At 53.5% G+C, this 26,631-nt stretch carries 26 protein-coding genes, 3 tRNA genes and 1 pseudogene; 11 read left to right on the top strand and 19 right to left on the bottom strand.

The features are described 5' to 3' along the window. The first annotated feature begins 55 nt into the window (after positions 1–55). Positions 56–2,296 (top strand): CDC48 family AAA ATPase, encoded by a 2,241-nt coding sequence (locus tag DESMU_RS01260; RefSeq protein ID WP_013561781.1) that lies wholly within the window; start codon positions 56–58, stop codon positions 2,294–2,296. Positions 2,297–2,357: 61 nt separating this feature from the next. Beyond that, positions 2,358–4,802 carry a tRNA(Met) cytidine acetyltransferase TmcA gene (locus tag DESMU_RS01255; RefSeq protein WP_013561780.1) on the top strand — a complete coding sequence of 815 codons (2,445 nt, stop codon included), beginning with the start codon at positions 2,358–2,360 and terminating at the stop codon, positions 4,800–4,802. Here DESMU_RS01255 and DESMU_RS01250 read toward each other — a convergent pair. Continuing rightward, positions 4,799–5,593, bottom strand: coding sequence for a KaiC domain-containing protein (locus tag DESMU_RS01250; protein WP_013561779.1), 795 nt, complete (start codon positions 5,591–5,593; stop codon positions 4,799–4,801). The genes DESMU_RS01255 and DESMU_RS01250 overlap by 4 nt on opposite strands. Before the next feature lie 95 nt (positions 5,594–5,688). Between DESMU_RS01250 and DESMU_RS01245 the strand changes: the two genes are divergently transcribed. After that, on the top strand, positions 5,689–6,762 hold the full coding sequence (locus DESMU_RS01245) for an L-threonylcarbamoyladenylate synthase (RefSeq protein ID WP_013561778.1): 1,074 nt from the start codon (positions 5,689–5,691) through the stop codon (positions 6,760–6,762). Here DESMU_RS01245 and DESMU_RS01240 read toward each other — a convergent pair. Next, complete coding sequence (locus tag DESMU_RS01240; RefSeq protein WP_245526463.1) at positions 6,730–7,044, bottom strand: hypothetical protein; 315 nt, start codon at positions 7,042–7,044, stop codon at positions 6,730–6,732. The two genes, DESMU_RS01245 and DESMU_RS01240, sit on opposite strands and share 33 nt — an antisense overlap. Before the next feature lie 96 nt (positions 7,045–7,140). Between DESMU_RS01240 and DESMU_RS01235 the strand changes: the two genes are divergently transcribed. After that, positions 7,141–7,725, top strand: a complete 585-nt coding sequence (locus DESMU_RS01235) for a UbiX family flavin prenyltransferase (protein ID WP_013561776.1) — start codon at positions 7,141–7,143, stop codon at positions 7,723–7,725. Here the strand turns inward: DESMU_RS01235 and DESMU_RS01230 are convergent. After that, positions 7,718–8,155: a hypothetical protein gene (locus DESMU_RS01230; protein ID WP_013561775.1), complete on the bottom strand. Its 438-nt coding sequence runs from the start codon at positions 8,153–8,155 to the stop codon at positions 7,718–7,720. The genes DESMU_RS01235 and DESMU_RS01230 overlap by 8 nt on opposite strands. A gap of 182 nt (positions 8,156–8,337) precedes the next feature. Here DESMU_RS01230 and DESMU_RS01225 point away from each other — a divergent pair, with 182 nt between their 5' ends. The 3 genes and pseudogenes from DESMU_RS01225 (at position 8,338) to DESMU_RS01215 (ending at position 11,213) form a co-directional block, all read left to right on the top strand. After that, positions 8,338–9,006 carry a DUF47 domain-containing protein gene (locus DESMU_RS01225; protein ID WP_013561774.1) on the top strand — a complete coding sequence of 223 codons (669 nt, stop codon included), beginning with the start codon at positions 8,338–8,340 and terminating at the stop codon, positions 9,004–9,006. Positions 9,007–9,035: 29 nt separating this feature from the next. Beyond that, positions 9,036–9,551 (top strand): annotated as a pseudogene (gene endA, locus DESMU_RS01220) (tRNA-intron lyase); the annotation flags it as partial. Positions 9,552–9,626: 75 nt separating this feature from the next. Next, positions 9,627–11,213 (top strand): B12-binding domain-containing radical SAM protein, encoded by a 1,587-nt coding sequence (locus tag DESMU_RS01215; protein ID WP_013561772.1) that lies wholly within the window; start codon positions 9,627–9,629, stop codon positions 11,211–11,213. Here DESMU_RS01215 and DESMU_RS01210 read toward each other — a convergent pair. The 3 genes from DESMU_RS01210 to glyS form a co-directional block, all read right to left on the bottom strand. Next, positions 11,197–11,571 carry a hypothetical protein gene (locus DESMU_RS01210; protein ID WP_048813414.1) on the bottom strand — a complete coding sequence of 125 codons (375 nt, stop codon included), beginning with the start codon at positions 11,569–11,571 and terminating at the stop codon, positions 11,197–11,199. The genes DESMU_RS01215 and DESMU_RS01210 overlap by 17 nt on opposite strands. Continuing rightward, positions 11,571–11,963: a hypothetical protein gene (locus tag DESMU_RS01205; RefSeq protein WP_013561770.1), complete on the bottom strand. Its 393-nt coding sequence runs from the start codon at positions 11,961–11,963 to the stop codon at positions 11,571–11,573. Before DESMU_RS01205 ends, DESMU_RS01210 begins: the two co-directional genes overlap by 1 nt. A 75-nt stretch (positions 11,964–12,038) precedes the next feature. Beyond that, complete coding sequence (glyS, locus tag DESMU_RS01200) at positions 12,039–13,787, bottom strand: glycine--tRNA ligase (protein ID WP_013561769.1); 1,749 nt, start codon at positions 13,785–13,787, stop codon at positions 12,039–12,041. 76 nt (positions 13,788–13,863) lie between these two features. On the opposite strand from glyS, the gene speB reads away from it, so the two are divergent. Further along, positions 13,864–14,736, top strand: a complete 873-nt coding sequence (gene speB, locus DESMU_RS01195) for an agmatinase (protein ID WP_013561768.1) — start codon at positions 13,864–13,866, stop codon at positions 14,734–14,736. Here speB and DESMU_RS01190 read toward each other — a convergent pair. After that, the gene (locus tag DESMU_RS01190; RefSeq protein ID WP_013561767.1) at positions 14,729–14,878 is read right to left on the bottom strand and encodes a TFIIB-type zinc ribbon-containing protein; all 150 of its coding nucleotides are present in this window, start codon (positions 14,876–14,878) and stop codon (positions 14,729–14,731) included. The genes speB and DESMU_RS01190 overlap by 8 nt on opposite strands. An 88-nt stretch (positions 14,879–14,966) precedes the next feature. Between DESMU_RS01190 and yciH the strand changes: the two genes are divergently transcribed. Both yciH and DESMU_RS01180 read left to right on the top strand, forming a co-directional pair. Then, positions 14,967–15,284 (top strand): translation initiation factor, encoded by a 318-nt coding sequence (yciH, locus tag DESMU_RS01185; RefSeq protein ID WP_013561766.1) that lies wholly within the window; start codon positions 14,967–14,969, stop codon positions 15,282–15,284. A gap of 79 nt (positions 15,285–15,363) precedes the next feature. Beyond that, positions 15,364–16,698 (top strand): RNA-guided endonuclease TnpB family protein, encoded by a 1,335-nt coding sequence (locus DESMU_RS01180; protein WP_013561765.1) that lies wholly within the window; start codon positions 15,364–15,366, stop codon positions 16,696–16,698. On the opposite strand, the gene DESMU_RS01175 is transcribed toward DESMU_RS01180, so the two are convergent. The 4 genes from DESMU_RS01175 to DESMU_RS01160 form a co-directional block, all read right to left on the bottom strand. Continuing rightward, complete coding sequence (locus DESMU_RS01175; protein WP_013561764.1) at positions 16,646–17,593, bottom strand: transcription initiation factor IIB; 948 nt, start codon at positions 17,591–17,593, stop codon at positions 16,646–16,648. The genes DESMU_RS01180 and DESMU_RS01175 overlap by 53 nt on opposite strands. A 130-nt stretch (positions 17,594–17,723) precedes the next feature. After that, positions 17,724–18,530, bottom strand: a complete 807-nt coding sequence (locus tag DESMU_RS01170; RefSeq protein ID WP_013561763.1) for a BtpA/SgcQ family protein — start codon at positions 18,528–18,530, stop codon at positions 17,724–17,726. 130 nt (positions 18,531–18,660) lie between these two features. Next, positions 18,661–18,745, bottom strand: a tRNA-Leu gene (locus DESMU_RS01165). 153 nt (positions 18,746–18,898) lie between these two features. Beyond that, positions 18,899–19,441 carry a phosphoribosyltransferase gene (locus tag DESMU_RS01160; RefSeq protein WP_013561762.1) on the bottom strand — a complete coding sequence of 181 codons (543 nt, stop codon included), beginning with the start codon at positions 19,439–19,441 and terminating at the stop codon, positions 18,899–18,901. A gap of 57 nt (positions 19,442–19,498) precedes the next feature. Between DESMU_RS01160 and DESMU_RS01155 the strand changes: the two genes are divergently transcribed. Continuing rightward, positions 19,499–21,094 carry a CTP synthase gene (locus DESMU_RS01155; RefSeq protein WP_013561761.1) on the top strand — a complete coding sequence of 532 codons (1,596 nt, stop codon included), beginning with the start codon at positions 19,499–19,501 and terminating at the stop codon, positions 21,092–21,094. A gap of 82 nt (positions 21,095–21,176) precedes the next feature. On the opposite strand, the gene DESMU_RS01150 is transcribed toward DESMU_RS01155, so the two are convergent. From DESMU_RS01150 to pstS, 8 genes are all read right to left on the bottom strand, one after another. Then, positions 21,177–21,284: transfer RNA gene (locus tag DESMU_RS01150), tRNA-Ser, on the bottom strand. Positions 21,285–21,329: 45 nt separating this feature from the next. After that, positions 21,330–22,046, bottom strand: a complete 717-nt coding sequence (gene alaXM, locus DESMU_RS01145; RefSeq protein WP_013561760.1) for an alanyl-tRNA editing protein AlaXM — start codon at positions 22,044–22,046, stop codon at positions 21,330–21,332. Between the two features lie 139 nt (positions 22,047–22,185). Beyond that, a tRNA-Gln gene (locus DESMU_RS01140) sits at positions 22,186–22,275 on the bottom strand. 64 nt (positions 22,276–22,339) lie between these two features. Next, complete coding sequence (locus DESMU_RS01135; protein WP_013561759.1) at positions 22,340–22,945, bottom strand: PhoU domain-containing protein; 606 nt, start codon at positions 22,943–22,945, stop codon at positions 22,340–22,342. Between the two features lies 1 nt (position 22,946). Further along, positions 22,947–23,699, bottom strand: coding sequence for a phosphate ABC transporter ATP-binding protein (locus DESMU_RS01130; protein WP_013561758.1), 753 nt, complete (start codon positions 23,697–23,699; stop codon positions 22,947–22,949). Further along, entirely contained in the window at positions 23,699–24,547 is an 849-nt protein-coding gene (locus DESMU_RS01125; RefSeq protein WP_013561757.1) for a PstA family ABC transporter permease, read from the bottom strand. Before DESMU_RS01125 ends, DESMU_RS01130 begins: the two co-directional genes overlap by 1 nt. Continuing rightward, entirely contained in the window at positions 24,540–25,448 is a 909-nt protein-coding gene (locus tag DESMU_RS01120) for a PstC family ABC transporter permease (RefSeq protein ID WP_013561756.1), read from the bottom strand. Before DESMU_RS01120 ends, DESMU_RS01125 begins: the two co-directional genes overlap by 8 nt. 1 nt (position 25,449) lies before the next feature. Further along, a complete protein-coding gene (gene pstS / locus DESMU_RS01115; protein ID WP_013561755.1) occupies positions 25,450–26,571 on the bottom strand; it encodes a phosphate ABC transporter substrate-binding protein PstS in 1,122 nt (373 codons plus the stop codon). Between the last annotated feature and the right edge of the window lie 60 nt (positions 26,572–26,631).

The following is a 26,631-nucleotide window of genomic DNA, read 5'->3' as shown; positions in this document are numbered from 1 at the left end:
CCTCCTAATATTGTTTTTATACGGTGTTCGACATTATGTCACCAGGGGATTCTAAATGAGTACCCAGAGAAAGGGGGAGAAATCAATCAAGCTACGGGTTGCTGAGGCGAGGCAGAGAGACATAGGTAGGAAGATAGCGAGGATAGATAGGGAGACCATGGCGAAGCTAGGGGTGTCACTAGGCGACTTCATAGAGGTGACGGGGCCCAAGGGCAGTGAGATCGTCAAGGTGTGGCAGGCTTACCCGGAGGATGAGGGCAGCGGATTGATAAGGATAGATGGATTCGTTAGGAGGAAGATAGGTGTGTCTCCGGGAGACTATGTAACGGTTAAACCAGTATACGTGGAGCCGGCCACCAGGGTTGTGCTAGCACCAGTAGGGGATCTACCGGTTTACGGCGACCTAGCACCATACCTTAAGAAGCAGCTCCTAGGGAACCCGGTTAAGAGGGGTGATATCGTTGAGGCACCCATCTTCGGCATGCTCTTAAGGTTTGCAGTCACGAGTACGCAGCCGCCCTCCGTGGTGTACATCACGGAGAACACTCATGTGGAAGTGAAGACTGAGCCCGTTAGACCTGAGGCTCTAGGGGAAGGCGTGTCAAGGGTGACATGGGAGGACATAGGCGACCTCGAGGAGGCTAAGCAGAAAATCAGGGAAATAGTGGAGCTCCCAATGAAGTACCCGGAGCTATTCGAACACCTCGGCATAGAGCCTCCGAAAGGCATACTGCTCTATGGTCCGCCAGGCACAGGTAAAACCCTCCTAGCGAAAGCCCTCGCCAACGAGATAGGTGCTTACTTCATAACTATCAATGGGCCGGAGATAATGAGCAAGTTCTACGGTGAATCAGAGGAGAGGCTTAGAAAGATCTTTGAGGAGGCCCAGGCCAATGCACCGGCAGTAATATTCATTGATGAAATAGACAGCATAGCACCTAAACGCGAAGAGGTAACCGGTGAAGTCGAGAAAAGAGTTGTAGCACAATTGCTGACCCTGATGGATGGATTAAAGGAGAGGGGGAAGGTAATAGTCATAGGGGCAACCAACAGGCCTGACGCCATTGATCCAGCGTTGAGGAGGCCTGGCAGATTCGACAGGGAGATAGAGATACCTCCACCAGATAAGAGGGCTAGGAAGGAGATCCTCGCTGTTCACACAAGGAACATGCCTCTCACCGAGGACGTCGACCTCGATAAAATAGCCGATATGACGCACGGCTACACTGGTGCCGATATAGCTGCACTCGCGAAAGAAGCCGCGATGAATGCCCTGCGGAGGTTCATGAAGGAGGAAGGCATTGAGATAGAGAAGGGGCAGCCTATACCCGCCGAGAAACTCGAGAAGTTAAAGGTCACAATGGAGGACTTCCTGGTAGCAATGAAGAGCGTGCAGCCATCGCTGATAAGAGAAGTATTCGTTGAAGTACCCAATGTACGCTGGGACGACATAGGTGGACTCGACGATGTCAAGCAGGAGCTACGTGAGGCCATCGAGTGGCCTATGAAGTATCCAGGGGTCTTCGAGAAGATGGGTATAGAGCCGCCGAAAGGCATACTGCTATTCGGTCCGCCAGGCACAGGTAAAACCCTCCTAGCGAAAGCTGTTGCAACCGAGAGCGGCGCCAACTTCATAGCTATAAGGGGACCCGAGGTGTTGAGCAAGTGGGTTGGGGAATCCGAGAAAGCCATCCGCCAAATATTCAGGAGGGCTAGGATGGTTGCGCCAGCCGTCGTCTTCTTCGACGAGATAGATAGTATAGCAGGCGTCCGTGGAAGCGATCCAAGCGGGGTAACCGACAGGATAGTGAACCAGATGCTGACGGAGCTCGACGGCATACAGCCGCTGAGGAAGGTCGTCGTTATAGCAGCCACTAACAGGCCGGATCTACTTGACCCAGCCCTCCTGAGGCCGGGTAGGTTCGACCGCCTCATATATGTGCCGCCACCAGACTACAATGCGAGGCTGCAGATATTCAAGGTTCACACGAGGAAGATGCCTCTAGGCGAGGACGTTAACCTGGAGGAGCTTGCTAGAAAAACCGAGGGATACACTGGCGCCGACATAGCCGCTGTCTGCAGGGAGGCATCAATGATAGCTCTCAGGGAAAATTACGCGGCCACCGGCAGGCTCGACGTCACCAAGATCGGGATGAGCCACTTCATGAAGGCACTTGAGAAAATACCTCCATCCCTCAGCAGGAGCGACATAGAGATGTATGAGCGGCTTGCAAGGGAGCTGAAGAGGGTTAGCGGCAGTGGATCCTTTAAGAGGCTCTCGCTGACCTATGGTTGAGCCCCGGCGTACAGCCGTGTTTTTATCTCGTTGAAATAATTTACTCCAAGCGGTGGGCTAGTTGGGTAAGGCTGTGCCTGCATCGTTTCTAAAGTTTCTGACACAGTGTGGGAAGGCAGCCGGTAAACTTGTGAAGCACCGGGTTAGAGGAATGATCGTGATCTCGGGATCCAGCCCTGAGAAGCTGGCATCCCTATCCGCCAGGCTGATCTCGTTTTACCTGAAGAAGTGGCGGAGACTAGATAAGGGGAGACCCGGGTTCACTGGTCTCTACGTGTACCATGACGAGTTCGACGACGCCCTCGTCATGCGTGAAGAATTCGAGAAATTGGTCAGGGGTGTGAAGAACCTGGACATGCAGTTCACGATTTACGAGAAGAGCGATAAGTATCTTGGTGCAACCGTCTCCGTGCTCGTCATGGATCTAACACACGACTTGAAGCCCAATGACCTTGGGAGGCTTATAGGCATAGTCGAGGGAGGAGGCATAATCATCCTGCTGACCCCGCCCTGGGACAAGTGGGATGAGGCGAAAACCATATTCAAGATGAACCTGACGGTTCCACAATACCCTGAGCCAAGGCACATATTCATTAAATGGGTGAAGAAGCACCTCTTAGAGTTCGATGGCATCGGCATATATGATGCCGACGGCAACCGGGTGCTGAAGAAGCTGGAGTTGAAGAGCGAGTTCAAGCCCTACGAGAGGAAGATCACCATACCCGAGGACTCACTGTTCCCCAGCGAGATATATGAGCACGCATTAACCATGGATCAGGTGCGAGTCTTAAAGATAATGGAGGAGTTCTATGAGAAGCCTAAGCCAGGCAAGAAGAAGGTCTTCGTGCTAATAGCTGACAGAGGGAGAGGGAAGAGCTGCGCCATCGGTATAGGGGCCGTTGGACTCATACACTTGCTCAGGAAGATAAAGCCTAAGCCAAGGATCCTCGTAACCGCGCCTGAACCAGGCAATATTCAATCATTGATGGCGCTGGCGATGAGGGTTCTCGATAAACTAGGCTACAGGTACGAGGTGATCAAGAGGGAGGGCTACGTCATAGAGTTGAGGAGCGATAAGTTCAGCATAGAGTACTGGGAGCCCCTCGCCATACCGAGGATTAACGGCGACGTTGTCATAGTGGATGAGGCGGCTGGTATACATGTACCCCTACTCTACAAGATCTGGGAGTCGCATAGACGCATTGTGTTCTCCTCGACGATACACGGCTATGAGGGGGCTGGGAGAGGGTTCTCCGTGAGGTTCCTCAAGAAGATAAAGAGCGATGAGAACACGATCCTATACGAGTACGAGATGACGGAGCCCATAAGGTACAACTACGGTGACCCAATTGAGGAATGGCAGTTTAAGACCCTGCTCCTCGACGCTGAGCCAGCTGATCTAAGCGAGGAGGATCTCAGGGATATTGAGGCAGGCAACCTCACCTATGTGAAGTATGAGCCGGAGGAGTTGTTCAGCAGGGAGGACGAGCTTAGACAGCTCTTCGGAATATATGTTCTCGCACACTACCGGAATGAGCCAGACGACCTTGGAATGATAGCTGATGCACCCCACCACACTGTGAGAGCCGTGAAGACGAGCAGTGGTAGAATAGTGTGCGCTGTCCAGATAGCCCGCGAGGGCCCAATAGATGATGAGACAGCCCTGGAACTCCTCAAGGGCTCGAAGATCCCTGGAAACATTATACCGGATAGATTCCTCAAGCACCTTAGGTACATGGATTTCGCTAAGACCACTGGGTGGCGTATAGTCAGGATAGCTACTCATCCAGCCGTCCAGGGAAAGGGGATTGGAAGCTGGGTTCTCGGCAAGATAAAGGAGGAGGCGGCGGAGCTAGGGTTAGACTGGGTGGGCTCAGGCTTCGGCGTCAACGAGCAACTACTAAGGTTCTGGGTTAAGAACGGCTATGTACCGGTGCATATAAGCCCGGATAGGAACCCTGTGAGCGGCGAGTACACGGTACTAGTCATCCAGCCCATAAGTGAAGTAGCCTTGAAGCTTGTTGAAAAAGCTAGAGGAGAGTTCAAGCTTAAGATGCTTAACAGCATACCAGTCAACTACAGGGAGATGGAGCCCGAGATAGCCTTAATGTTCCTGGACAGTGAACCCTATGTTTACCGTGAGAAGCCGTTGCACTTGTTCACCCCGGTGACCCTGGACCGTCTATGGACATACTGCCAGGGACCAATGACCTTTGAAGCCGCCGCTGACATAATGTTCAAGCTAGCCAGGATCCACTGGTTGATAAGCCCGGAGTCCAGGCCGAAGCTGACGCGGCTGCAGGAGGTTGTCTTGCTGGCGAAGGCTCTCCAGGGATTAACCTGGGATGAGCTACACGGTGTTACACGGGTCCCCGTAAAGGAGCTTCAGAAGGAGGGGCATGAGATAGCCTGCACTTACTTCAAGTATCTCACCGGGTTGAATCCGGACGAGTACACCCCTGGCGTCAGGGATTACTCATATGGTTTCAGCGAGCTCAGCTTCTAGCCCTCATACTCCAGCCTGTCGAACCCGCTCTCTATGAGTCTTGCAACAACATCTGGTGGGAGGGCTAGATCCCACCTGGATGCTTTCACCGGGCCGTTCACGCGTACGCCGACGCCGTCCACGACCTCTATTTCAAAGACGCGTTGATCATGGTTCGTCAACCTCATCTTCTCAATAACCAGGAATCTCTTGAGGAATCCTTTAACAACGCTCTTGCGGAGCCTTATAACCCCGTCGGCCACGTGCTCTATGCCGAAGCCGAATCCGAGCTGTGTTGTCACGGCGTACTGGCTTGTAACCAGCATTGTGAACCCCCATTTACTCAGGACGCGTTTCACATGGTAGCTGTACTTCCTGGCCATGGCTGGTTTGTCGAGCCAGAAGGCACTCATGGAGTCCACTACTAGTCTCGCATGCCCGGGGCCGAGGTATTTCTTCGCCTCGATCACCGTGGACACTAGTTCCTCCACATCCAGCTCTTTCAGGCTCCATACATCGCCGTACTCGCCCATTAATGCATCCACCACTACTAGCCTGCCCTCCTCGATATATGGTTTTAAACCTATGTTGAACCTTTCGGCCTGCCTGAGTATGCTTTCCCTTGACTCCTCCGTTGTAACATACACGGCTTTATCGCCTGTTTCAAGCCCTTTCGCAATGAATTGAATAGACATAGCAGTCTTACCTGTGCCAGGCTCCCCTACGACAGCCACCATGAAGCCTCTGGGTATGCCGCCATCTATCAGTTCATCCAGCCCTGGTACTCCTGAAGGTATTCTCTCTGTGTTCAATAAACCACCGGCCCACGAGTTAACTATTTACTCCCTAAGTTAAAACAGGGTTATAACGATTATGGGCTGACGGAGAGCCCGGCTAGGTGATCCATGTGACGATAGTTTTGAGAACCGATGCGGTTAACCCGGATAAGGAGGTCATAGATAAGGCTGCAGAGATACTCTTGAACAGGGGTTTAGTAGCCTTCCCCACGGAGACCGTTTACGGTCTCGGCGCTGTTGCCTATTATGAGGACGCCGTCCTCAAGGTGTTCAAGGCGAAGATGCGGCCCCCGGACAACCCGTTGATAATACATGTGTCCTCCCTGGACATGCTTAACGAGGTTGCAACAGGCATCCCTGACGACGCTTACCGGTTGATTGAAAAGTTCTGGCCGGGTCCCCTCACACTCATCCTACCTAGACACCCCTCGATACCTAGAGTGGTCACCGGGGGACTGGACACTGTTGCCGTCAGGATGCCAGGGCACCCGGTTGCCCTTAAATTGATAGATGCCACCGGCCGCCCTGTGGCTGCTCCAAGTGCTAACATTTCGGGTAGGCCGAGCCCGACGACGGGTGAGCATGTCATAAGGGATCTCATGGGTAGGGTTGACGCGATAATCGACGCCGGGGAGACGTTCTTCGGCGTTGAGTCAACAGTGGTGAACATACTTGAAGACCCACCGGTTCTCCTGAGGCCTGGCGCGTACCCCGTTGAAGAAGTGGAGAAGGCGCTGGGCAAGAAGATAGTTATCCCCGAGTTCGCCAGGGGGTTAGCGTACTCCGAGATAGCTCTCGCACCAGGGATGAAGTACAGGCACTACTCACCTGAGGCCAAGTTGATACTCGTGGAGGCTGAAGGCAGCTACGAGTATATAGCTGGCAGGGTGATAGAGGCCGCGAGATCCCTGGGAGGTGTTGGCGAGCTATGCGTTATCTCATCGTCTGAGACCATGCACTACTACAGGTCGCTGAGCAATGTGAAAGCCGTGTTCACCCTGGGCTCCAGGGTGAACCTTTACGAGGTTGCGAGAAACCTCTTCAAGGTGTTGAGGCTGGTTGATGAAGCCGGTTGCAGAGTGGTGTTCTCGGAGAGCTTCCCGGAAACCGGGATCGGGCTAGCCGTGATGAACAGGCTTAGGAAGGCCTCCTCAATGATTATACGTGCCTCCAGCCCTCCCTAGCTCCACCTCCTTGACAACGTATTCCGGTAAATACTTCTTTAACACTCCTACCACTGTATTCCTAGCTGTTGAAACCGCGTCGGGGTCCCCGCTTATCAGTCTGAGGACGGCTTCATTGAAACCCGGGTACAAGTGTAGCGATGCGATGAAAACACCGTTGTACATTATCCTTATACTATAGGAGTGTCTCTCAGCCCACAGCCCATTCCTCCTCAGCTCGTTAACCATGGCGTTTAATACTCTTACAGGTATCCCCCTGATAAAGTACACTGCCACGCTCACCCCCTGCTTTAATACCCTGCGAGACTATTAAACTATACCCGATGATAGGGCTCGAAAGGTCTGACCACGTGATGACCCCGCGCAGGATTGATCAATATGGGTAACCCTTCCCTGATCATTGCTATGACTGGTGCAAGCGGCATCATATATGCTTTAAGGCTTCTGGAGAGGAGCAGCCTCCTCAAGAGTAAATACCGGGAGATACATGTCATCTACACTTCCAACGCTGTGAAGGTTGCTTTACACGAGGAGAACCTGGATCTCCCTGGGTTCCTCAGTAAGGCCACGGGTGTTGACGCGGTGTACAGGGATGATGATTTAACATCCAGGCTTGCTAGCAGCAGTAACCTGGTTTCAACGGACATGGTTATAGTTCCAGCATCCATGAACACTGTTGCCAAGATAGCCAACGGGATCCAGGATAACCTTGTAACCAGGGTAGCTGACTCCATCCTCCGCTTGAGAAACAGGCTTATAGTGGTGTTCAGGGAGACACCTCTCTCCGCCATCGACTTGTTTAACCTTTACAGGCTGGCGTTGAGCGGCGCCATCGTGGTCCCAGCGTCACCCGGCTTCTACATTAGGCCTGGGAGCGTTGAAGACCTAGTGGACTTCATTGTAGGCAAGGTGCTTGACGTGCTCGGCGTAGAGCACAACCTGTATAAGAGGTGGGCTACTTGATCAAATCGTACAAGTCGTAGTCCTCCATCTGCTTGATCTGCTTGAACATCTCCTCATCACTCGTATGCTTAGCCTTCTTCTCGAGTGCTTTAGCGCATCTTCCATCGGGCAGCAACGCGTTCAACTTGCATGAGGCATACTGGCATTCACCGCTTATACAGTCTCCCCCTGTCAGCCTGCACTGCGCAACCCGGATCATCTTACCTCTCACAGGCTTAGAGGTCACCATTAACGCGTTCCTGCTGCAAGTAAAGAACGGGCATAACGGGTTGCATCGCTCACCTATAGGTTGGGGCTCCAGCCTCTTCTCCTCCAGGTGTTGCAGGTTGCCTTGACCGGTTCTACCGTGATGCCAACCCCTGTCGTACCTGGGCCGCCTGTCGTCACGTTGATGCCTATCCCTCCACTGGCCTCCACTGGAGTAGCTCAACAGGGCGCACCTCTCCCGGATACCGTGCTACATGCTTTGCAGGCTGTAGTGAAACTATGTTAAAGGACGTTTTTAAGGTTCACAGAGATCGATCAATGAGGTCTCCATCGAACCCAGGGAGAGTTAGTTAAATACCCTTCGACAAGATTATACTGGATCATGACTGGGTGAAGGGATGAGGCATGAGTGAGACGCCTGAACCAGGCTCGCTGGCCGAGTTAACAGCGATAGAGTACTTGAACAACATGATGTCGATATTGAGCGATGAGGTATCCCTGCTCACCGCACTGATGAACCAGTATTCCACCGGCACCGACATCGAGAAGACCTATGAGAAGATGAGGCTCATCAAGCAGCGCGGCGAGGAGACGAAGATCATGTTAATGGAGTACTTAGTCAAGAACAGTGAGGTAATGATGTATTCGAGCAGCTACATAGAGATGGTTAGGACGATTGATAGATTCATCCAGCACGCTGACAGCGTCGCCTACAGGCTGGTCATAGCCTCCAAGAACAACATAGGGATAAGGGGGGACTTGAAGAGCACGCTCGACTCAATGCTCCAGAGGATCAGGCAGCAGGTAGACCTTATACGTGACGCGCTTGCAAAGCTTTCAACCCATCCAAGGAGATCCATAGACCATGTGGATGAAGTATTGAAGCTGGAGGACGATGTAGACCGGGTGTTCAGGGAACTGATATTCAAGGTGTATGAGACATACGCTGGCTCCGTAACCGGGTTAATGGTTCTGAAAGACTTGATAGAGTACGTGGAGGAGCTCAGCGATCTACTCAAATACCTGGGTGAGGAAATACGCTACCTAGCACTGGTGAAGACCGTGGCGAAGTAGCCTCGCCCGGGTGCCATGGATACCTCCTCCACAACCGTGTCGTAGTCCCAGATCCCCTTTGCGCTGGGAGAATATATTGGGATGGCTACTACGGCTCCTTCCTAGGTGTGGCCAAGCCGAGGGATAGAAGTGTCAACGCCCCCTTAGAGCTATCACTCATTGAAGCATTATACCTGGTAGAGATGAACAGGGTGGCCGTTCTCCAAGGGGATAGGCAGCTCGCACAAGGGGAGCTCCGCGACATAGCCCTTGGGAAGATCCCGAGATTCGAGGAACTCTACGCCGTGTACAGGGATCTAAGGAGAAGGGGGCTTATACCTAGGAGAGGGCTTAAGTTCGGGTGCGATTACCTTGTCTACAGGCATGGGCCGGGCATAGATCACGCGCCCTTCGGCGTCCAAGTATTCAGGGTGAACGAGATCGTGGATCCAGTTGAGCTTGTGCGAATGGGTAGGCTACTGCACTCAGTGCGTAAGAAACTCGTTATAGCGATCTATAATGAGGGGGCGGTGGCATACCACCTTCTCGAGTGGTGGAGACCCTAGGTGAACCTAAACCAGGGTTGCCGTGGGCAGCAAGCAGCATTGAACCCTTGGATCCAGGAGGCTGTGTAGGCAGTGATGCTCGTTGTAGATGCACTGGCTAGGTCAACGGGTAGAAGGTATTCTACACATGATGTTGTTGGAGCAGGCCCCAGGCTCGTGGCCGGCATTCTCTCGGAGAGAACTGAGGCCATGCTACTGCCCTATGAGCGGGTGGTCGGCGATAAAGGCGTCCTAGCCGAGGCAAGCTACTTGTTCATATCGATTATGAGCAGTGACCTAGGCGCCCTCGACAGGCTTGTCACGTACGCTAGGAGGGTTAATCCCTCGTTGAAGGTTGTCGCGGGGGGACCAGCCAGCTTCCAGTATGCAAGCCTCCTCATGGAGCACGGTGTCGACTACGTTATCGTAGGGGAGGCGGAGATACCTCTACCAAGGTTCCTTGACTGCATCGTAGAGGAGAAGTGTGACCCAAGCACTGTGCCAGCACTTGGATTCAGGGTCAACGACTCCGTTAGGTTGACGAGCAGCCATATCCATACTCCGAGAGATGTTCTCTCATCTATTAAGCCGTGGACCCGCGTGGATGAAACACTCGTGCATCCACAGGTCTACAGGATATACGTGGAGGTTGTAAGGGGCTGTAGTAATTACTCGAGACCCATGGTGAAAGGCCACGGGGGCCTTAACTGCGTCTTCTGCGGTAACTGTAGGAGCGATGTCGGTGTGAAACGCCTAACCTGCCCAGCCGGTATACCTCCTGGATGCGGGTTCTGCAGCGTTCCCTCAATGTTTGGGCCTGCGAGATCCAGGAGTATTGAGAGTATTGTAAGAGAGGTTGAGGAGCTGGTTGAGCATGGTGCACGCAGGATAGTCCTAAGCGCACCCGACTTCCTCGATTACGGTAGGGATCTCCTCGTTGAAGGAGTTCTCACCCATCCATGTGAGCCGCCGGCCAACATCAACGCTATAGAGGGGTTACTCTCAGGCATTAGTTCCCTGGGCCCGGTGTCGCAGGGTAAGGTGGTAGTGATGATTGAGAACATCAAGGCATGTCTCGTTAACGAGGATGTTGCAAGAGTGCTTGGGAGGTATCTCCGCGGCACACCCATACACATAGGTCTTGAAACAGGCAACGACGTGTTCAACGAGAGGGTTCTCGGGAAGCCTGTGAGAGTTCGCCACGTGCTTGAAGCCGTGAGGCTCCTTAAGGGACACGGCCTCCGGCCATACGTCTACCTAATGCACAGCCTCCCCTTAGCCTCGAAAACCGTGTATGAGGATACCATAAGGGTCGTAAACGAGTTAGGTAGGATCGGCGTCGAGAAGATAACCCTCTACAAGTACACGCCTCTCCCTAACACGGCATTCGAGAAGCTGCCTCCGGAGTCGAAGGGCGTCGAGAAGTACATCGCCGAGTTGAAGACCGCTGTTACGAGGCATAATACCCGGCAGAAGATGATGCTCCTCGGCTCAACCCTGGAAGCATACGTCGTCGAGAACTCCGGGAAACTCTACGGATACCCTGCTAGGCATGGACCCGTGATATTCCTGGGTTCGGCTCCGAGAAAGGGTTTAAACGGTTGCCTAACCCTCGTCGAGGTGACTGGGGTAGGAGACAGGTATGTGAAGGGAAGGATACTGCGTGTCAAAGAGTGTCCCTGAGCTCTCTGAATCCGGCGAGCAGCCTCTGCATTTCGGCCAGGGTCCCCGGGTTCCCTGTGAGTGAAGGTAGGGCTTCCTCCAAGAGGTCCACCATGTACCTGATGCTCACGTACTTTATCATCCTGTAGTAGACCGATATGTGTTTCACGAGTACATCGCTGCTGCCACTTGCCATTACCGTCTTCGCCTCTGGCAGTATACGTCTCGAGGAGTCGAGTACCCTGTCTGCGTGAGCGATGAAAAGCCTTACTCTCTCACCATCATGGTCGGCCCTGATTATCTTGGCTTGATCTATTAGCCTCTCATAGTCGTCGACGAGGCTCCTCATGTATGCGACCAGCTCGTTTAGATGGGTCATCAACGACCACTTTTAGCCTGGCTCTTCCTCAGGGTTGCGATACTGTTATCGGCTACACCGTTTTTCTCAACTTCCTTAGGGTATATGTAGACCGTGTTCTCATCAGTTGACTCGAAGACAACTGCCTTGAAGAGGAATTTCTTCCTGCCGGCTACAACTATTTCAACCGTGTCATCGCTCTTTATATCCAGCATGGATGCGAGTGCTGAGGGTATCCGGGCCACCGGTTCGTTGAGTGATTGGTCAAACCTTATCCTTATCCTTTTCTCAGATAGCTTCTTCTCCTTCTTCCTCAGCTCTGATGCAGGCGGGATTATTGAGGCGAGTTTCGATACATCGACCTTTTGTTGCTCAGGCGTCTCCTTACCTCCCTCACTCTGGGGCTGACTCATGCGGCTACACCACGATTTATAGTAATAGCGTCCCCCACCTATTTAAAACGCTGAGCCATGCACCGTTAGAATTGTTCACAAGGGTTGACGCCCGTACTTTTCAAGAAAATACTCCTCCAGCCTGTCAACGCTCACCCTCTCCTGGAGAGCCGTGTCCCTATCCCTCACTGTTACAGTCCCGTCTTCCAGTGTTTGGTAATCCACTGTCACAGCGAACGGTACTCCAACCTCGTCGGCTCTAGCGTACCTCCTACCTATGCTTCCATCGTCATCATATATGGCTCTGAAGCCTTTCTTCACGAGCCTCCTGTATATGTCCCTGGCTACTTCAACTATTCTGGCGTGCTCGGGTCTTCTACCAGCGACCAGCGGGAACACTGCTACATGGTATGGTGCAAGATGTCTCGGCAGCCTCAGCACGACCTTGCCATCCCTCACGGTGTACGCGTGTTCCAGGACGACGTAGAGCAATCTTTCGACTCCGAATGATGGTTCAACGACATGTGGTATTATCTTCTCGCCGTGAACTCTTTCAACCTCCTGCTTCACTATGAATGCGTCGGGAGGTATCCTCACCCCCTCAACCTCAACGTAGCCTTTTCCACTCAACTCCCTGTAGAGGTCCTCGGGGGTTCTACTAGCCAGTTTCTCCATGATCCTTGCCCTTCCCTCCCCGTAGAGCACCCCTATCCTTGCTGGATCCGGGTACGCCTTCGACACTGTTCTCTCAACCGGCTTCTCATACCGTTTAAAGAAGGTTAAGTCAGCCTTACTATACTGCATGTGCCTGCTTAGATCGTAGGTTGTCCTGTAAGCGTAGCCAGCCACCTCAATCCACCCGTATTTCTCAGTATACACCTCCTGGTCGAAGGTTTGGAGAGAGTAGTGTGCTCTTTCATGGGGGTGCTTCTCGATAAACCTCACCTTTTCCCGTGGCACACCCAGGCTCTCCACGAAGGCTTCCCCAACCCCCATCCAGTAGGCCAGCCACGGCGTCTTAACTATGCCTTTCTCCACGAGCTCCCTTACAGTGTACTCGGCTGGCTCCTCAACGCCCTTCAACCTGGCCTCACTGGTGAGTACCCTCACCTTTCTATCCTCAACCTCCCTGATGTACTCTGCAGACTCCTTTGACGCCTCCTCGGGGTCGAAGAAGAACTCGAACTCCATGATCGTGAACTCCCTGAGCCTCAGCAACCCCTGGCGTGGCGAGATCTCGTTTCTAGCTACTCTCCCCACCTGGGCTATTCCGAGGGGGAGCTTATTCCTCATCATCCTGAGCACGTTCGCGAAGTTTATGAACATTCCCTGAGCGTTTTCAGGCCTTAGATAGCCTACTTCACCCTTGTATGGCCCTATCTCTGTTTTAAACAGCAGAAGCGTGTAGAAGGGTTTCCCGAGGTCGCCGCCGCACTCAGGGCACTTTATACCGTGCTCAACTATTACCTTCCGCATTTCCTCAGGGCTCCATCCCTCAACCTCTACGCCGGCCGCCTCTTTGATCAAGTGGTCTGCCCTGTAGATCCTTCCACACTTAAGGCACTCCACGACAGGATCCATGAAGCTCTCCTCATGGCCGCTTGCCTTGAACACTATCCTGGGGTTTATCATGGGTGTTTCAACCTCCACGACTAGATCGTTGGAGTAGACGAATGTCCTCAGCCATGCATCGATAAGGCCCCGCTTAAGTAGGACTCCGACGGGCCCGAAATCGTAGAAGCCAGCGAGCCCCCCGTAGATTTCGAAGCTCCCCCAGAAGATCCCGCGTTTCTTCGCTAACTCCAATATGTTGCTGTATACGTCTTGCTCGTTGCCTCCACTCAAGCCGTATCCCCCCGTGGTGGCATGGTTTTTAAAATCTAGCGCCCGCCTTAAATAACTCGTTACGGGTGGTGCGGCATTGAACTGGAGGCTAATGCTCCAGCCATCCACTAGGTTCGCCTGCATGGAGCCAGGTGTCAGCGTCGGCGTATTGGTCGGCGTGCCAATGGACTATACATCCACCTATAAGCCGGGCTCAAGGTTTGCACCTGACTCCGTGAGAAACGCTGCATGCAACATCGAGTTCTACAGCCTGGCCACCGGGAGGCTCATGGAGAACGAGGGCCTTATAGACCTAGGAAACATCGTGCTACCGCCCGGCGACGTAGAGGGCTCTTTAAGAATCATAGGTGACGTGGTGAAAGGCGTTGTAGACGAGTATCCCGGCATGCTCCTGGGATTCCTCGGAGGCGAGCACCTTATAACCTATCCAATAGTAAAGGCGTTGAAGAGCTCCGTTGACACGCTAGTAGTGTTCGACGCCCATCTAGATATGAGGGGCGAGTACCTTGGATCCAGGGTTAACCATGCCTCCTTCCTGAGGAGGCTTGTAGAGGACGGGGTCAGAGTAATACACATTGGCTCCCGAGCATACAGTGGTGACGAGTTAGAGTTCTTGAAGAAGACTAGAGACGTCACCGTGTACTCTATCCTGGAAGCGTTAAAGGGACCCCTGGCACTAGGCGACCTGGGTAAAACATACATCAGTATAGACATGGATGTACTCGAGCCCTCCTACGCACCCGGCGTAGGTAACCCGGAGCCCTTCGGGCTTACCCCACTACACTTACTGGAGTTGCTTAAAAGAATCGTAGAGGCGTCGAGCCGTGTCATCGGCTTCGACATAGTTGAGGTTAACCCGCTTGTAGACGTCAACGATGTGACAAGTATCATGGCTGGTAAACTGGTTTTCGAGCTAGCGGCACTCGCTGGCAGTGCAAGGACTAGATAGCCTTAACGATCCTGTAAGGCCTCGCGATCTTGTAGACTATTTCGTAAGTGCAATTAGGGCATTTCACCTGTCTCCCAAAGATCCTCTTCATCTCCTCGTCGTCGAAGACGTATCCGCACCTGCCGCACTTATACTTAACCATGTCTCTCGCCCATCCAGAAGACTATGCGGCTCAAGGTTTTAAAAACCTCCTATGCATTATCAATACCTGAAACCTATACGGGTTGGTGATGGAGAAGAACATGGATGAGACACCCTGTGGAGGTCTACCCCCTGAGCTATGTGAGCAGGCAAGCCTCGAGCAATCCCTCGTCAAGATAAGGCTTGACACAAGGAAGTTCGGTAAAGCCGTGACCATTGTGGACGGGTTGCCCAACGACAAGGAGTTCCTTAAGCAAGTTGCTAAGGCGTTGAAAACCAAGCTAGCCACAGGCGGCACATTCAAGGAGGGAAGGATAGAGCTTCAAGGAGACCACAGGCACAGGGTTAAACAGATATTGATTGAGGACTTCGGGATCCCCCCTGAGAACATACTTGTGATAGACTGAGCAGGACGCTGTGAACCGAGAGCTTGCCCGGGTTAAAGCCTTTTCCTTTTACCGTTGTAATAGAGGTGGGGTTTCCTCTATGGGCGGTGAGGGTTTCCTAACCCTGTGCGTTGTCTTCAGGGTTAGCCCTGAGCCCGTGGGGGAGCCCCTTCTCTTAAGCCTACTTAGGAGGTACCGTGATGCGCTGAACTACTCGATCAAGAGGATTCACGGATATATGGAGGAGAACGGTTTGAAGAAAACGCCCGGCGACGGCGCGGTACACGGGTTGCTCTACGAAGAGCTGAAGTCGAGGTTCGGCCTGCCCTCTAGAATCGCGGTGGATTGTTACAGGGAGGCTAAATCCATCCTTAAAAGCTGGCTGGGCAACGGCGGAAATGGCGGGCTGCCGAGGGCTAGGAGGCCGAGGATGTGGCTGACGGAGAAACAAGGATACAGGGTTAGAGACGGCTACGTCGAGATCATAGGCGGGTTAAGGTTGAAGATCATCGGCTGGGATAGGCGATACGACCAGTACCCGAGCCGCCAGGCTGTCTTGACGTATAGGAGCGGAAAGTTCCTGCTTAGGGTTGCGAAGAGGGTTCCAAAGCCTCAGCCCATCAGCCCCGTCGACGTCTTGGCGGTGGACGTCAACGAGAAGTATATTGTGGCGGGCAACCACAGGGTCGAATACAGGTTCGAGACCGCTGTCGAGAAGGCGGTGAGGTACAGGGAGCTCGCTGAAAGGTTGCAGAGGAAGTACTCTAATGGGAGCTATCGAGCGTGGCTTAGGCGGAGGGGCATACGGGACAGGGTAAGGCGTTTCCACGAGAAGGCTAGGAGCATAATCGAGGACTGGGCTAGGAAGGTTTCCCGCGAAATAGCCTTGACGGCCAGGCGCGACGGCTACGCTGTTGCGAGAGAGGACTTGACGTACTTGGTAGAGTCTTTAAGAAGGCTGCCGAGACAGCATAAAACGAAGCTGATTCTGCTAGGCTACCGCAGGCTCGGCTACTGGCTGGACTGGCAGTGCGAGAAACACGGAGTCCCCCACATAGCCGTAGACCCGAGGAACACGTCCTCCACCTGCCCCCTATGCGGCTCAAGGCTCATTGAAAACGGGTACAGGAGGATGAAGTGCCCCAACTGCGGGTTCGAAGCTGACAGGGACACTGTGGCCGTATTAAACATACGTAGAAAAGCCCTCCTCCAGATGGGGGGATCTCTGACCACCCCGACTGCCCCGCAGATGACAGATGTAGCCCCGAACAGATGCGGGGAACCCGTGAACCGCCCTAAAGGAAACCCCTTTAGGGCGGGGAGGAGGTCAGACCTTGGGGATGCCTCCCTAACAGCTTGGTTAAACGACTCCACGTATACGGCTACTCGTATTCCACGCCAAGCACTTTGGCGAGCTCCTTATACCTGTTCCTAACGGTTACCTCCGTGACACCTGCTATATGGGCTATCTCTTTCTGAGTCTTCTTCTCGCCTAGTCTCTCAGCCGCCATGTATACGGCTGCAGCCGCGAGCCCGGCTGGATCCTTACCTCCTGTTACACCGTGCTCCTTAGCAGTGTTTATTATCTCAATGGCTAACTTAACTGCTTGACCCGGTAATCCAAGCCCGTGCACTATCCTGGGGACGTAGTCTGCTGGATCCGTTGTTGACACCTTTATCCTGAGCTCCCTTAACAGTAACCGGTAGCACCTTGCTATCTCCTTCCTCCCAATCCTTGTATGCCTCGTTATCTCGTCGAGGGATCGGGGTACCTTCATTTCTCGGCATGCTAGATATATGGCCGCCGCTATAACGCTCTCTATGCTTCTACCCCTGACGAGCCCCCTGTCAACCGCCTCGCGGTAAATCCTAGCTGCCTCCTCTTTAACATAGGAAGGCAGGTTCAAGACGTCTGCAAGCCTGTCCAGCTCGTTCATGGCCTGCGCCAGATTTCTCTCTACACTTGTAAGTATCCTTGTTCTCGCCTGCCACTTCCTCAGCTTCACCAACTCATGCTTCTTCTCAGTGAGCCTTCTGCCAGCTGCATCGCGGTCAGTGTAATCTATTGACGTCGCGAACCCCATGTCGTGGACTGCCGCTGTGACAGGCCCGCCGGTCCTAGCCCTCCTACCTCTTTCCTCAGGAGTGAAGGCCCTCCATTCAGGCCTCTCATCTATAACCTTCTCCTCTATTACTTCACCAGTGTCCTGGCACACGTATTCGCCGTGGGCAGCATCATACACTATCTTGTCCTGAGGACACTTGGGCTTCTTACTCTCCTCCCCACTTGACTGGGCTTCAGGAGACTGAGTGGGTGTATCTGTAAACACGGCTAAAACACCTGGCTGAGGGTGTGACTAACTATTCTTTGTATATATCGGCTTATAAACCTTGCGTTATAGTTAAAAACCCACCCATTGAACCAGTTTATAAAGGAAGCCCTCCAGAAACACAGCGTACTCAGCCCGTAGCCGACTTGAAAGCCGATATATACGCCCTAGCCCTCGCAGGATCAAGGGGGTTGCCGGCTCTCCCACCAACCCTGATGTAGGAGCCAACTATGACCCCATCCGCCACTGATAGCAGTGCACCCAGGTTACCCGGGTTGCTCCCGCTTCCAATTACGACAGGCCTGCTTGAATACCTCTTAACCAGTGAAACCATGTCTAATCCAGGTGCCTCACCGGTTCTAGCACCTGTGACAACAACATAGTCTGCCCCGCCTCTCTCCACGAGATCCTCCACGGCGACCCTCACAGCGTCCTCACGTGTTCCAGCGTAGAGAACAGTGTTCAGGCTGACGCCGTGCTTGCACATCACATCCCCGAACACGCTGATGCCGGGATAGTTGGCTCTGAGAACCCTGAGTAAAGGCGCCTCGGGCTCCAGTATCCCGGAGTCCGTCACCAGGGTCTCCGTCAACGCGTTAACCCTTATGAACCTGGCACCTGTTGCGATGGCGATCGCGTAGGCTTCCCTGCCAGAGTTCCTGAGGAGGTTTAAGCCAACGGGTATCGATACTGATTTAACGACCTCCCTCACAACGATGCTCATCGCTGAAATAGTCAGAGGATCTAGTACTCTTTTCTCATAAGGGTAGTCCCCATAGTTCTCGACGAGGACACCGCTGAAGCCCAGCTCCTCGAGGGTCATTGCCTCGGACACAGCTCTCTCAACCACCTGCTCTAAGCCCTCGGCTCTATAGAGGGTTGAGGGGAGCCTTGGCAGGTGGATCACGCCTATGACGAATTTGCTGGTGAACAACATGCATCTACCACCGTGCTACATGGTTTGATGTATTGCATAGTTGGACTGGTTGAGTAATCCGGATCCCCGGCAGCCATCCCTGGCCACTCCTAAGTATTCAGGTTCCTTGGGCCCGGTGCCTGTGAATGAGTGCGGGGGGTGGGATTTGAACCCACGCAGGCCTACGCCATCGGGTCCTAAGCCCGACCCCTTTGACCAAGCTCGGGCACCCCCGCACGCTACTTCATTCTATTCCATGGTATGGTTTAAAACTGTTTCAAGAACCCGTGTCTACGCCCTGTTATTCCGTGGTCTCCTGGAAAGGGTTTTATGTTGACGCCCAGTGTAGACGGGTGTTACACCATCAATGTATATACGGGTTGAAGGAATCAATGCGTCCCAGTCTTCTCAACACAGTAGTTGAGCACGTCTTCGACGTCGATGCCTTCTAACCTGACTCCCTCCCCTGTGGCCTCACATATCTCCCATGGGAACACTATCCACTCCTCAACTATCTCACCGTAGTAGTCCGGCATAATGGTGCTCCACGGCTTAACATAGAGCGTGGCGAACCTTAGATCCATGTATTTAAACCTGCTTAGAACATCCGCTACTACCTGGAGGGTTCTGCCAGAGTCAGCTATGTCGTCAACCACCAGGAGCTTTTTACCATCTATCGGCGGTAACGCTGTGAACGTCACGTAAGGCTTCTCCCTGGCCTCGCCTACACCCTTGTAGAACTTGACCTCTATGAGGCCCATCTCCTCCACGCCTAGGAGGTCTACGAGTATCCTTGCAGGTATCAGGCCGCCTTTAGCCACCGCTATGATTATATCCGGCCTATACCCTGAGTTAATCCGGGTTGCAAGGTCTCTAAGCAACCCGTGGAGGACCCGCCACGCCACGTACCTGGTTCTCACCTTTGTCTGCAAGCATCTCCCCCTTCAAAGTATATATAGGCCACATAATTATAGGTTAAGGCGGGCTCCATGGTTAAATACGTATTTGTAACAGGTGGAGTACTATCCGGGCTTGGTAAAGGGGTTGTAGCAGCATCCACCGGCCTACTCTTGAAGTCCCTCGGCTACAGGGTTACAGCGGTCAAGGTGGATCCATACCTCAACGTCGACGCAGGCACGATGAACCCGTACATGCATGGAGAGGTATTTGTAACGGAGGATGGCGGGGAAACAGACCTCGACATAGGTCACTACGAGAGATTCCTCGGTGTAGAACTCTCGAGGAGGAACAACATAACGTCGGGGCAGATATACCACGAGGTGATCTCGAAGGAGAGACGGGGCGAGTACCTGGGGCAATGCGTCCAGATAATACCCCATGTCACCAACGAGATCAAGGAGAGGATCAGGGAGACTGCGAGAGAGCAAGGCGCAGACGTGGTCATCGTGGAAATAGGGGGAACAGTTGGAGACATCGAGGGGTTGCCTTTCCTCGAGGCAGCTAGGCAGATGAGGTTTGAGGAAGGCTCCTCCAATACTCTCTTCCTCCACGTGGCATTAGCACCAGTGCTGGCTAGCGGGGAAGTGAAGACGAAGCCTGTCCAGCACAGTATACAGGAGCTCCGCCGCATAGGTATACAGCCCGATGCCGTCGTGGTTAGATCCTCGAGAACCCTGGATGAGGAGGCAAGGTACAAGGTCGCGTTGTTCGGCAACATACCTGTAGAGGCTGTCTTCAGTAACCCGGATATAGACCTGATCTACAGGGTCCCCTTGATCCTGCATAGAGAGGGGTTAACCAGGTATGTGGCATCCAGGCTTGGCTTAGAGTACAGGGAGCCCGATCTCTCAGCGTGGGAGAGCCTGGTGGAGAAGTACTCTAAGGCGTCGCGGAGGGTGAAGGTAGCAATGGTTGGTAAGTATACAAGGGTGAGGGACAGCTATATAAGCATCGTGGAGGCACTGAGGCATGCTGGAATATGGAGCGATGTAAGAGTCGAGCTCCAGTGGTTTGAGGCAACGGAGATCGAGGCCGATAAATCCCTCACCAGTAGAGTGCTAGAGGCCGATGGAATCATAGTGCTCCCCGGCTTCGGGCGCAGGGGGAGCGAGGGCAAGATCCACGTGATCAAGGCTGCCCGTGAAGCTGGAAAACCCCTTCTAGGCATATGCTTCGGCATGCAGCTGATGACGGTGGAGGCTGCGAGAAACCTCGCTGGACTAGAGAACGCTAACAGCACCGAGCTAGACCCAGCAACACCTCACCCAGTAATAGACCTCCTACCCGAGCAGAGGGGGATAGGTCAACTCGGAGGCACGCTCAGACTGGGGGCGAGGAAGATAATCATTGAGCCAGGCAGCCTTGCATGGAGTATCTATGGAACCAGGGAAGTCTACGAAAGGCATAGGCACCGATACGGTTTAAACCCAAAGTACATAGATATCCTGGAGAAAGCCGGGCTAAGGGTGACAGGGTGGAGTGAGGAAGGCCATGCCGAGATAATAGAGTTAAAGGAGGGCAAGGTATTCTACTATGGGACGCAAGCCCACCCGGAGTTCAAGAGTAAACCATTGAAGCCGAGCCCCGTGTATAAGCGCTTCATCGAGGCCCTTTCCTCCACGTAGACCCGGGGCCGCGACTACCTTCCCAACACGGCTTCCATTGCAAGGCATCCCAGGGGAACCGTTTTTACGATAACATAGGAGACGCCGGGGGCGGGATTCGAACCCGCGTGCCCCTGGAGGGGGCAGTGGGTCTCCCACGTTAGCCGGAAGGTCTCGAGCCCACCCCCTTGGTCCGCTCGGGCACCCCGGCGTGTCCCTGTGTATGGGATTCTTGAAGAGATTAAAATCCCTTATCCTATGGCTCCACGCTAAAGTATAGTCTCTTCTTATTCTTACCCTTGTTCTCTGTTCTAAGGAGCTTTATCACGCCTATTTCACTGGTATGCCTTACATGGGGTCCTCCATCTGCCTGTATATCTACCCCGGGTATTTCCACTATTCTAAGCTTTTCGACATTGGGAGGCATCCTGCCAGCTAGCTTGACTACTCCTGGTATCCGCATTGCTTCCTCACGGGGCAACCAGTATACTTTAACCTCTATGTTCCTTGCAACTATCTCGTTCGCCTTTCTAACAGCCTCCTCGAATACTCCGCTACTGAAGGTTTGCAGACTGTAATCGTCGTAACCGTATTCGGGGGTTATGTTTCCACCAGTTATTAGTGCCCCGTGGTCCATGTACATTACTGCTGACAACACGTGTGCAGCGGTGTGGAGCCTCATCAACCTGTATCTCCTATCCCAGTCAAGGAGTAGTTTGACGCGGGATCCAATGGTTATCGATGATGCATCGTCAACCTCGTGTGCTACGTCTCCTGTCTCCTTGTCATAGTACACGTTTAAAACCCTTACACGGACATCGCCAGCTATGATGAAGCCCGTGTCGTTTTCAACACCCCCGCTACGTGGGTGAAACACCGTTCGATCCAGGAACACCTTGTTGCCCTGCACGGCTTCGACCACTGCATCGCACTCCTTTATATACGAGTCGTATTGATATACGAGCTCGGTCAATCCCTCCACCTTCAACCGGGTTTACCGTGTCTCATTGATTCCTCAACCAGCTTATACGTTTTCACAATGGAAAACCCGTTCCCCGGGCAGGGGGCTGGAACTAGGAGTCCGGATGCCCCCGGTATGATGTGAGTGGAGGTAGCCGGGCGGGGATTCGAACCCCGGTCACGGGGTTTCCTCCCGCGTGGGGACCAAAGCCCCGCATCCTTGGCCGCTAGACGACCCGGCTTCCTCAATGGTTTCCGTGATCGCTTACCGGAGTTTTAAACCTAATCCAGTTATTGGCGTGTACTCTACTTCTTCGGGAGGGTTGAGATTCTCTCAGCGTGATCCACTATCCTCTCTATGTGTCTAAGGACGAGTAGCGCTATGGCGTCAGTGTTGCGTAGCATGGTGTTAGCTGATGTCTTCTCTAGTTGAGCCATGTATAGTCTATCCGACTCCTCGCCGAGACGCTTCAACTCCTCTACACACTCAGTGCAGTCCTCGAAATACGCCTTGTAGGCTTTCTCCATGGCTTCAACCGCTATCCCCAGTGCGGGAGCAACGATTTCACGTAGCCCCGGTGTTGAGAGCCTGACGCCCTTCTTATCCGCTAGGAATATTTCCCTCGCGTACCTCGCGTACCTGTAGATATCGTAGACAAGGTATAGTAGGTTGCTTGCTTCAACTAGTTCCGGCCCCAGGGGCTGGTTCCTGGCTATGAAGACGAGTACGCTGTTGAATAGCTCGTTGCAGGAGATGAAGAGTATCTCTGTTTTCTCATGGATTTCCTCATCCATCATGCCCCTCACGGAGTCGCCTGGCTCAAGCAGCCTGCTTAAATCCCTGACTAGACCCACTGCTTCAAGGTAGAGCCTTGACGCCTGGCTCCTCAGCCTGGCTAGCTCAGGGTTCATCCTACCCACCTTTCTCAAGCAACTTGATGGTTACCTCGTGTCTAGGGTGTATAAACACATCGTTCACAGGGCCCTCCTCGACTACTCTCCCACCGTACAATATGTAGACGTAGTCTCCCACCCTGGCCGCTTGATGAGGCATGTGCGTCACTAGTATAATGGTTACATCGTTCTTCAAAGCCTTTAAACTCTCCTCGATTTTAACCGTGTTGGCTGGATCTATATTCGCAGTGGGCTCATCGAGGAGAAGGATCTCGGGCCTCAATGCCAGAGCCCTCGCCATGCATAGCCTCTGCTTCTGCCCCCCGCTCAGGATTGTCGGCGGCTTCTCCAATCTATCCTTGACCTCGTCCCAGAGCATTACGCTTTCAAGAGCCCACTTAACCAGCCTCTCCAGTTCACCCCTGCTCCCGGCGACCTTGTTCAACCTGGCAGGTAATGCCACGTTGTCGAATATGCTTAGATTCGGGAACGGCGTGGGCTCCTGCTGAACCAGTACCACATGCCTCCTCAACTCGTAAGGGTTCCACTCGTAGAGATCCCTATTCATTATCCTGACTACCCCGGATACCTCGGCCTCAGGGTTTAAGTCTATCAGCCTGTTGAAGACCCTTAGCAGCGTCGACTTCCCTGAGCCGCTGGGCCCCATGATAACGGATATAGTGTTACTCTTAACACCTATATCCAGGTTGCTTAAAACCACCCTGCCGCCGAGCCTAACCGTTAAACCCCTGGCTTCAACTATGTGGGGCATTACTTCCTCACCTCCCTCATCAGGAACTCTATGGCTAAGGCCGGTGTAAGCACGGCGAGGAGTAGGAGGAGGGATGCCGCCCATGCGGCTTCATGGTAGTTGCTGTAGGGGGATAGAGCATAGTTGAATATCAGCAGTGAGACAGCGTTCCCAGGCTGGTCTAGCCCTTGGAAAACAGTGTTCGTCAGGAACCCCATGGTGAATAACAGTGGTGCTGTCTCACCAGTAGCCCTTATAAAGGTCATTAGAACCCCTGAAGCCACCTGTCTCCTGGCGATCCCTAGGTAGATGTATCTTAACACATGGATCCTTCTGAAGCCGAGGGAGAACGCTGCCTCCCTATATCTTTCCTCAACGCTTCTCAGAGCCGATGATAGATAGTAGTGTGCTGTTGGGAGTACGGCTATGAATAAAGCTATGGAGGCTGCTAGCACGCTCGGCCGCCCCATTCTAACCACTATGATTGTATAGGTGAACATCGATGCCACTATTGTTGGAACCCCGTTGAACGCCCTGACAACGGCTTCAATGAAGCCAGCTGTCCGAGAGTAGGGGTATTCACGCGTGAAGAGGGATGTGAAGAGGGAGAGGAGTAGTGCGAGCACCGTGGCTATTGCTGAGGAGGCAATTGTACCTATCAACGCCGGTGCGATGCCACCTATACTGCTACCCATTGGTGTCGCAGGTAAACCAGTTATGAATGACGCCCCCTCCATGAGAAGCGGGGGAAGCCCATTCGCCACCACGCTGTATAGTAGTGATAGGAGGGATGCAACACCTATTCCCCCTACCACAGCCACCGCTGCAAGCCCTGCTATATTAGCCGTATGCCTTGCATCCCTAGCCATGGATCACACCCTGCCACCTGTTGATCAATGAGACACCGATGTAGCTTAACACCAGTGATAAAGCCATAACCACTAGTACACCAGTGTAGAGGGCTGAGGAGGCCCCGGGATATATGAATGAGCTCTCAAACTGGTTCACAATCCATGCTGAAACAGTGGTGCCCGGGTTAAAGACGCAGGGGGATGCAAGGTAGGCGTTACCTATTGACAAAGCCACTATCGTTGTCTCTCCGAGCGCCCGGCTGAGGGAGAGCATTGCTGCAGCAACTACAAGCGGCTTCATGACTCCAGCTATCAGCCTGTATGTTTCAAACCGGTAGAATCCGAGAGCGTACGCTGCCTCAACGTATTTACCTGGAAGGGATCTATAGCCGTTTACAAGGAGTGAGGACGCGTAGGGAGTCATCGATAAGCCGAGCACTATGCCAGCTGTCATGATGCTTTGCCCGCTGAGAGGCCTACAGGAGAACAAGGGGATGAAACCGAGGTATGCGTGGATTGGGAGGTAAATTGAGTCACGCAGGATCTGGGAGAGCGCGAAGCCTCCCCATAAACCATAGATAACTGTGGGGAGGGAACCCATTGCCTCGAGGAGGCGGTGGAGGATCCTGGAGGCCGGGGATGGCAACATGTCGCCTATGAGGAACATCAGGGAGAGTGAGATGGGTGTTGCTATGAGAACCGATATTAACCCGGTCAGCAGCGTCCCCGTTAGAGCTGGGAGTAAACCATACACGTGTTCAACGGGGTCCCACCTCGACTCAACGAGGAGCCATGGACCCTGTGTTATGAGAGCGGGCAGCGAGGAGACGATCACGTGAACCGTGAGAAGCGTGAGGATCACGAGGGAGACGAGTGAGGGGAGGAGGAGAATGTGAAAGGCGCGGTCAACGCCCCGCATCCTAACCGCCTCTCCCCAGGGCGTCAACCGCCTTGAGGCCTATCTCAACCACCCTCCCTGGGAGCGGGTAGTAGCCTGGTAGGAGCATCCCCTGCCCCTGTGTGAGAATATACCTTATGAACTCCCCGAGTGCCCGAGCCGTGTAGGGGTCGCCGTAGTCCCTGTAAACAAACATGTATGAGAAGGTTACAATAGGATATGAGCCGGAGCCCGGTGCATCGAGGAGTGCGTCGAGTACGCTGCTGAAGTCCCCTAGCGGTGTGTCAGGCAACTGGTCTACAACGCTGTTTATGGCTGAGAGAACGGCCTCCTTCGAGGGTTCCGTGTAGAAGCCGGCTTTATTCATCAACCGAGCGATAGGCATACCGGTGTATAATGCGTAACTAGCCTCCACGTAGCCTATGGAGTATGGGTTGGCCTTGATGATGCTGGCCACGCCTTCATTCCCCTTGCCTCCCAGCCCCCTGCCCGTTGCATCCACAGGCCATTCCACCGTGAAGCCCACTAGCTTCGAGCCCCATATATCGGGGGCTACCTTGTGGAGGTAGCCGGTGAAGACGCGTGTGGTCCCGCTGGAGTCCGACCTGTGGACGACTATTATCTCCTTGTCCGGCAGTAACCCGGCTACAGCTGGATTAATGCTCTTTATCCTCTCGTCACACCACCTGGATACCTCTCCCTTATATATCAATGCAAGCACCTCGCCCGTGAGGTTCAACCGGGTGCCGCTGGGTATCTCGGGCAGGTTGTATGTTACGACAACCGCGCCAGCTAACACTGGGAACTGGAGTACCCGGCCCTTGTACTCCAGGTATGTCTCCTTATCCAGTGGAGGGTCGCTGACAGCGAACACTGCTGTACCATTGAAGAACATGGCTCGCCCGGCCCCGCTGCCCACCGGTGAGTATTCAACCACTATTCCAGTCGCCTCCTTGAAGCTCCTAGCCCACTCGATCACCTGTGGTGCTGCAAGGGTTGAACCGGCTCCATTGAGTACTCTGCTTATTGAGCCTTGATGCGCGTAGGGGTGTGCAGCCGGCGGTGTGATAATGAAGTATAGTGCTATGGAGAAGGCGAGGGTTGCAGTGATCAATGCAACGGACTGTAGCAGTGGCTCCCTCATTCTTCCACCGGGTGGTGTTATACCGCGCCATGGTTAAATCAGGCATGTTATTACATCGCC

Origin of the sequence: Desulfurococcus mucosus DSM 2162 (genome assembly GCF_000186365.1) — an archaeon.
Lineage (GTDB): Archaea > Thermoproteota > Thermoprotei_A > Sulfolobales > Desulfurococcaceae > Desulfurococcus > Desulfurococcus mucosus.
Note: the sequence above shows the minus strand (reverse complement) of the source record. Positions and strands in the feature narration are given on the sequence as shown.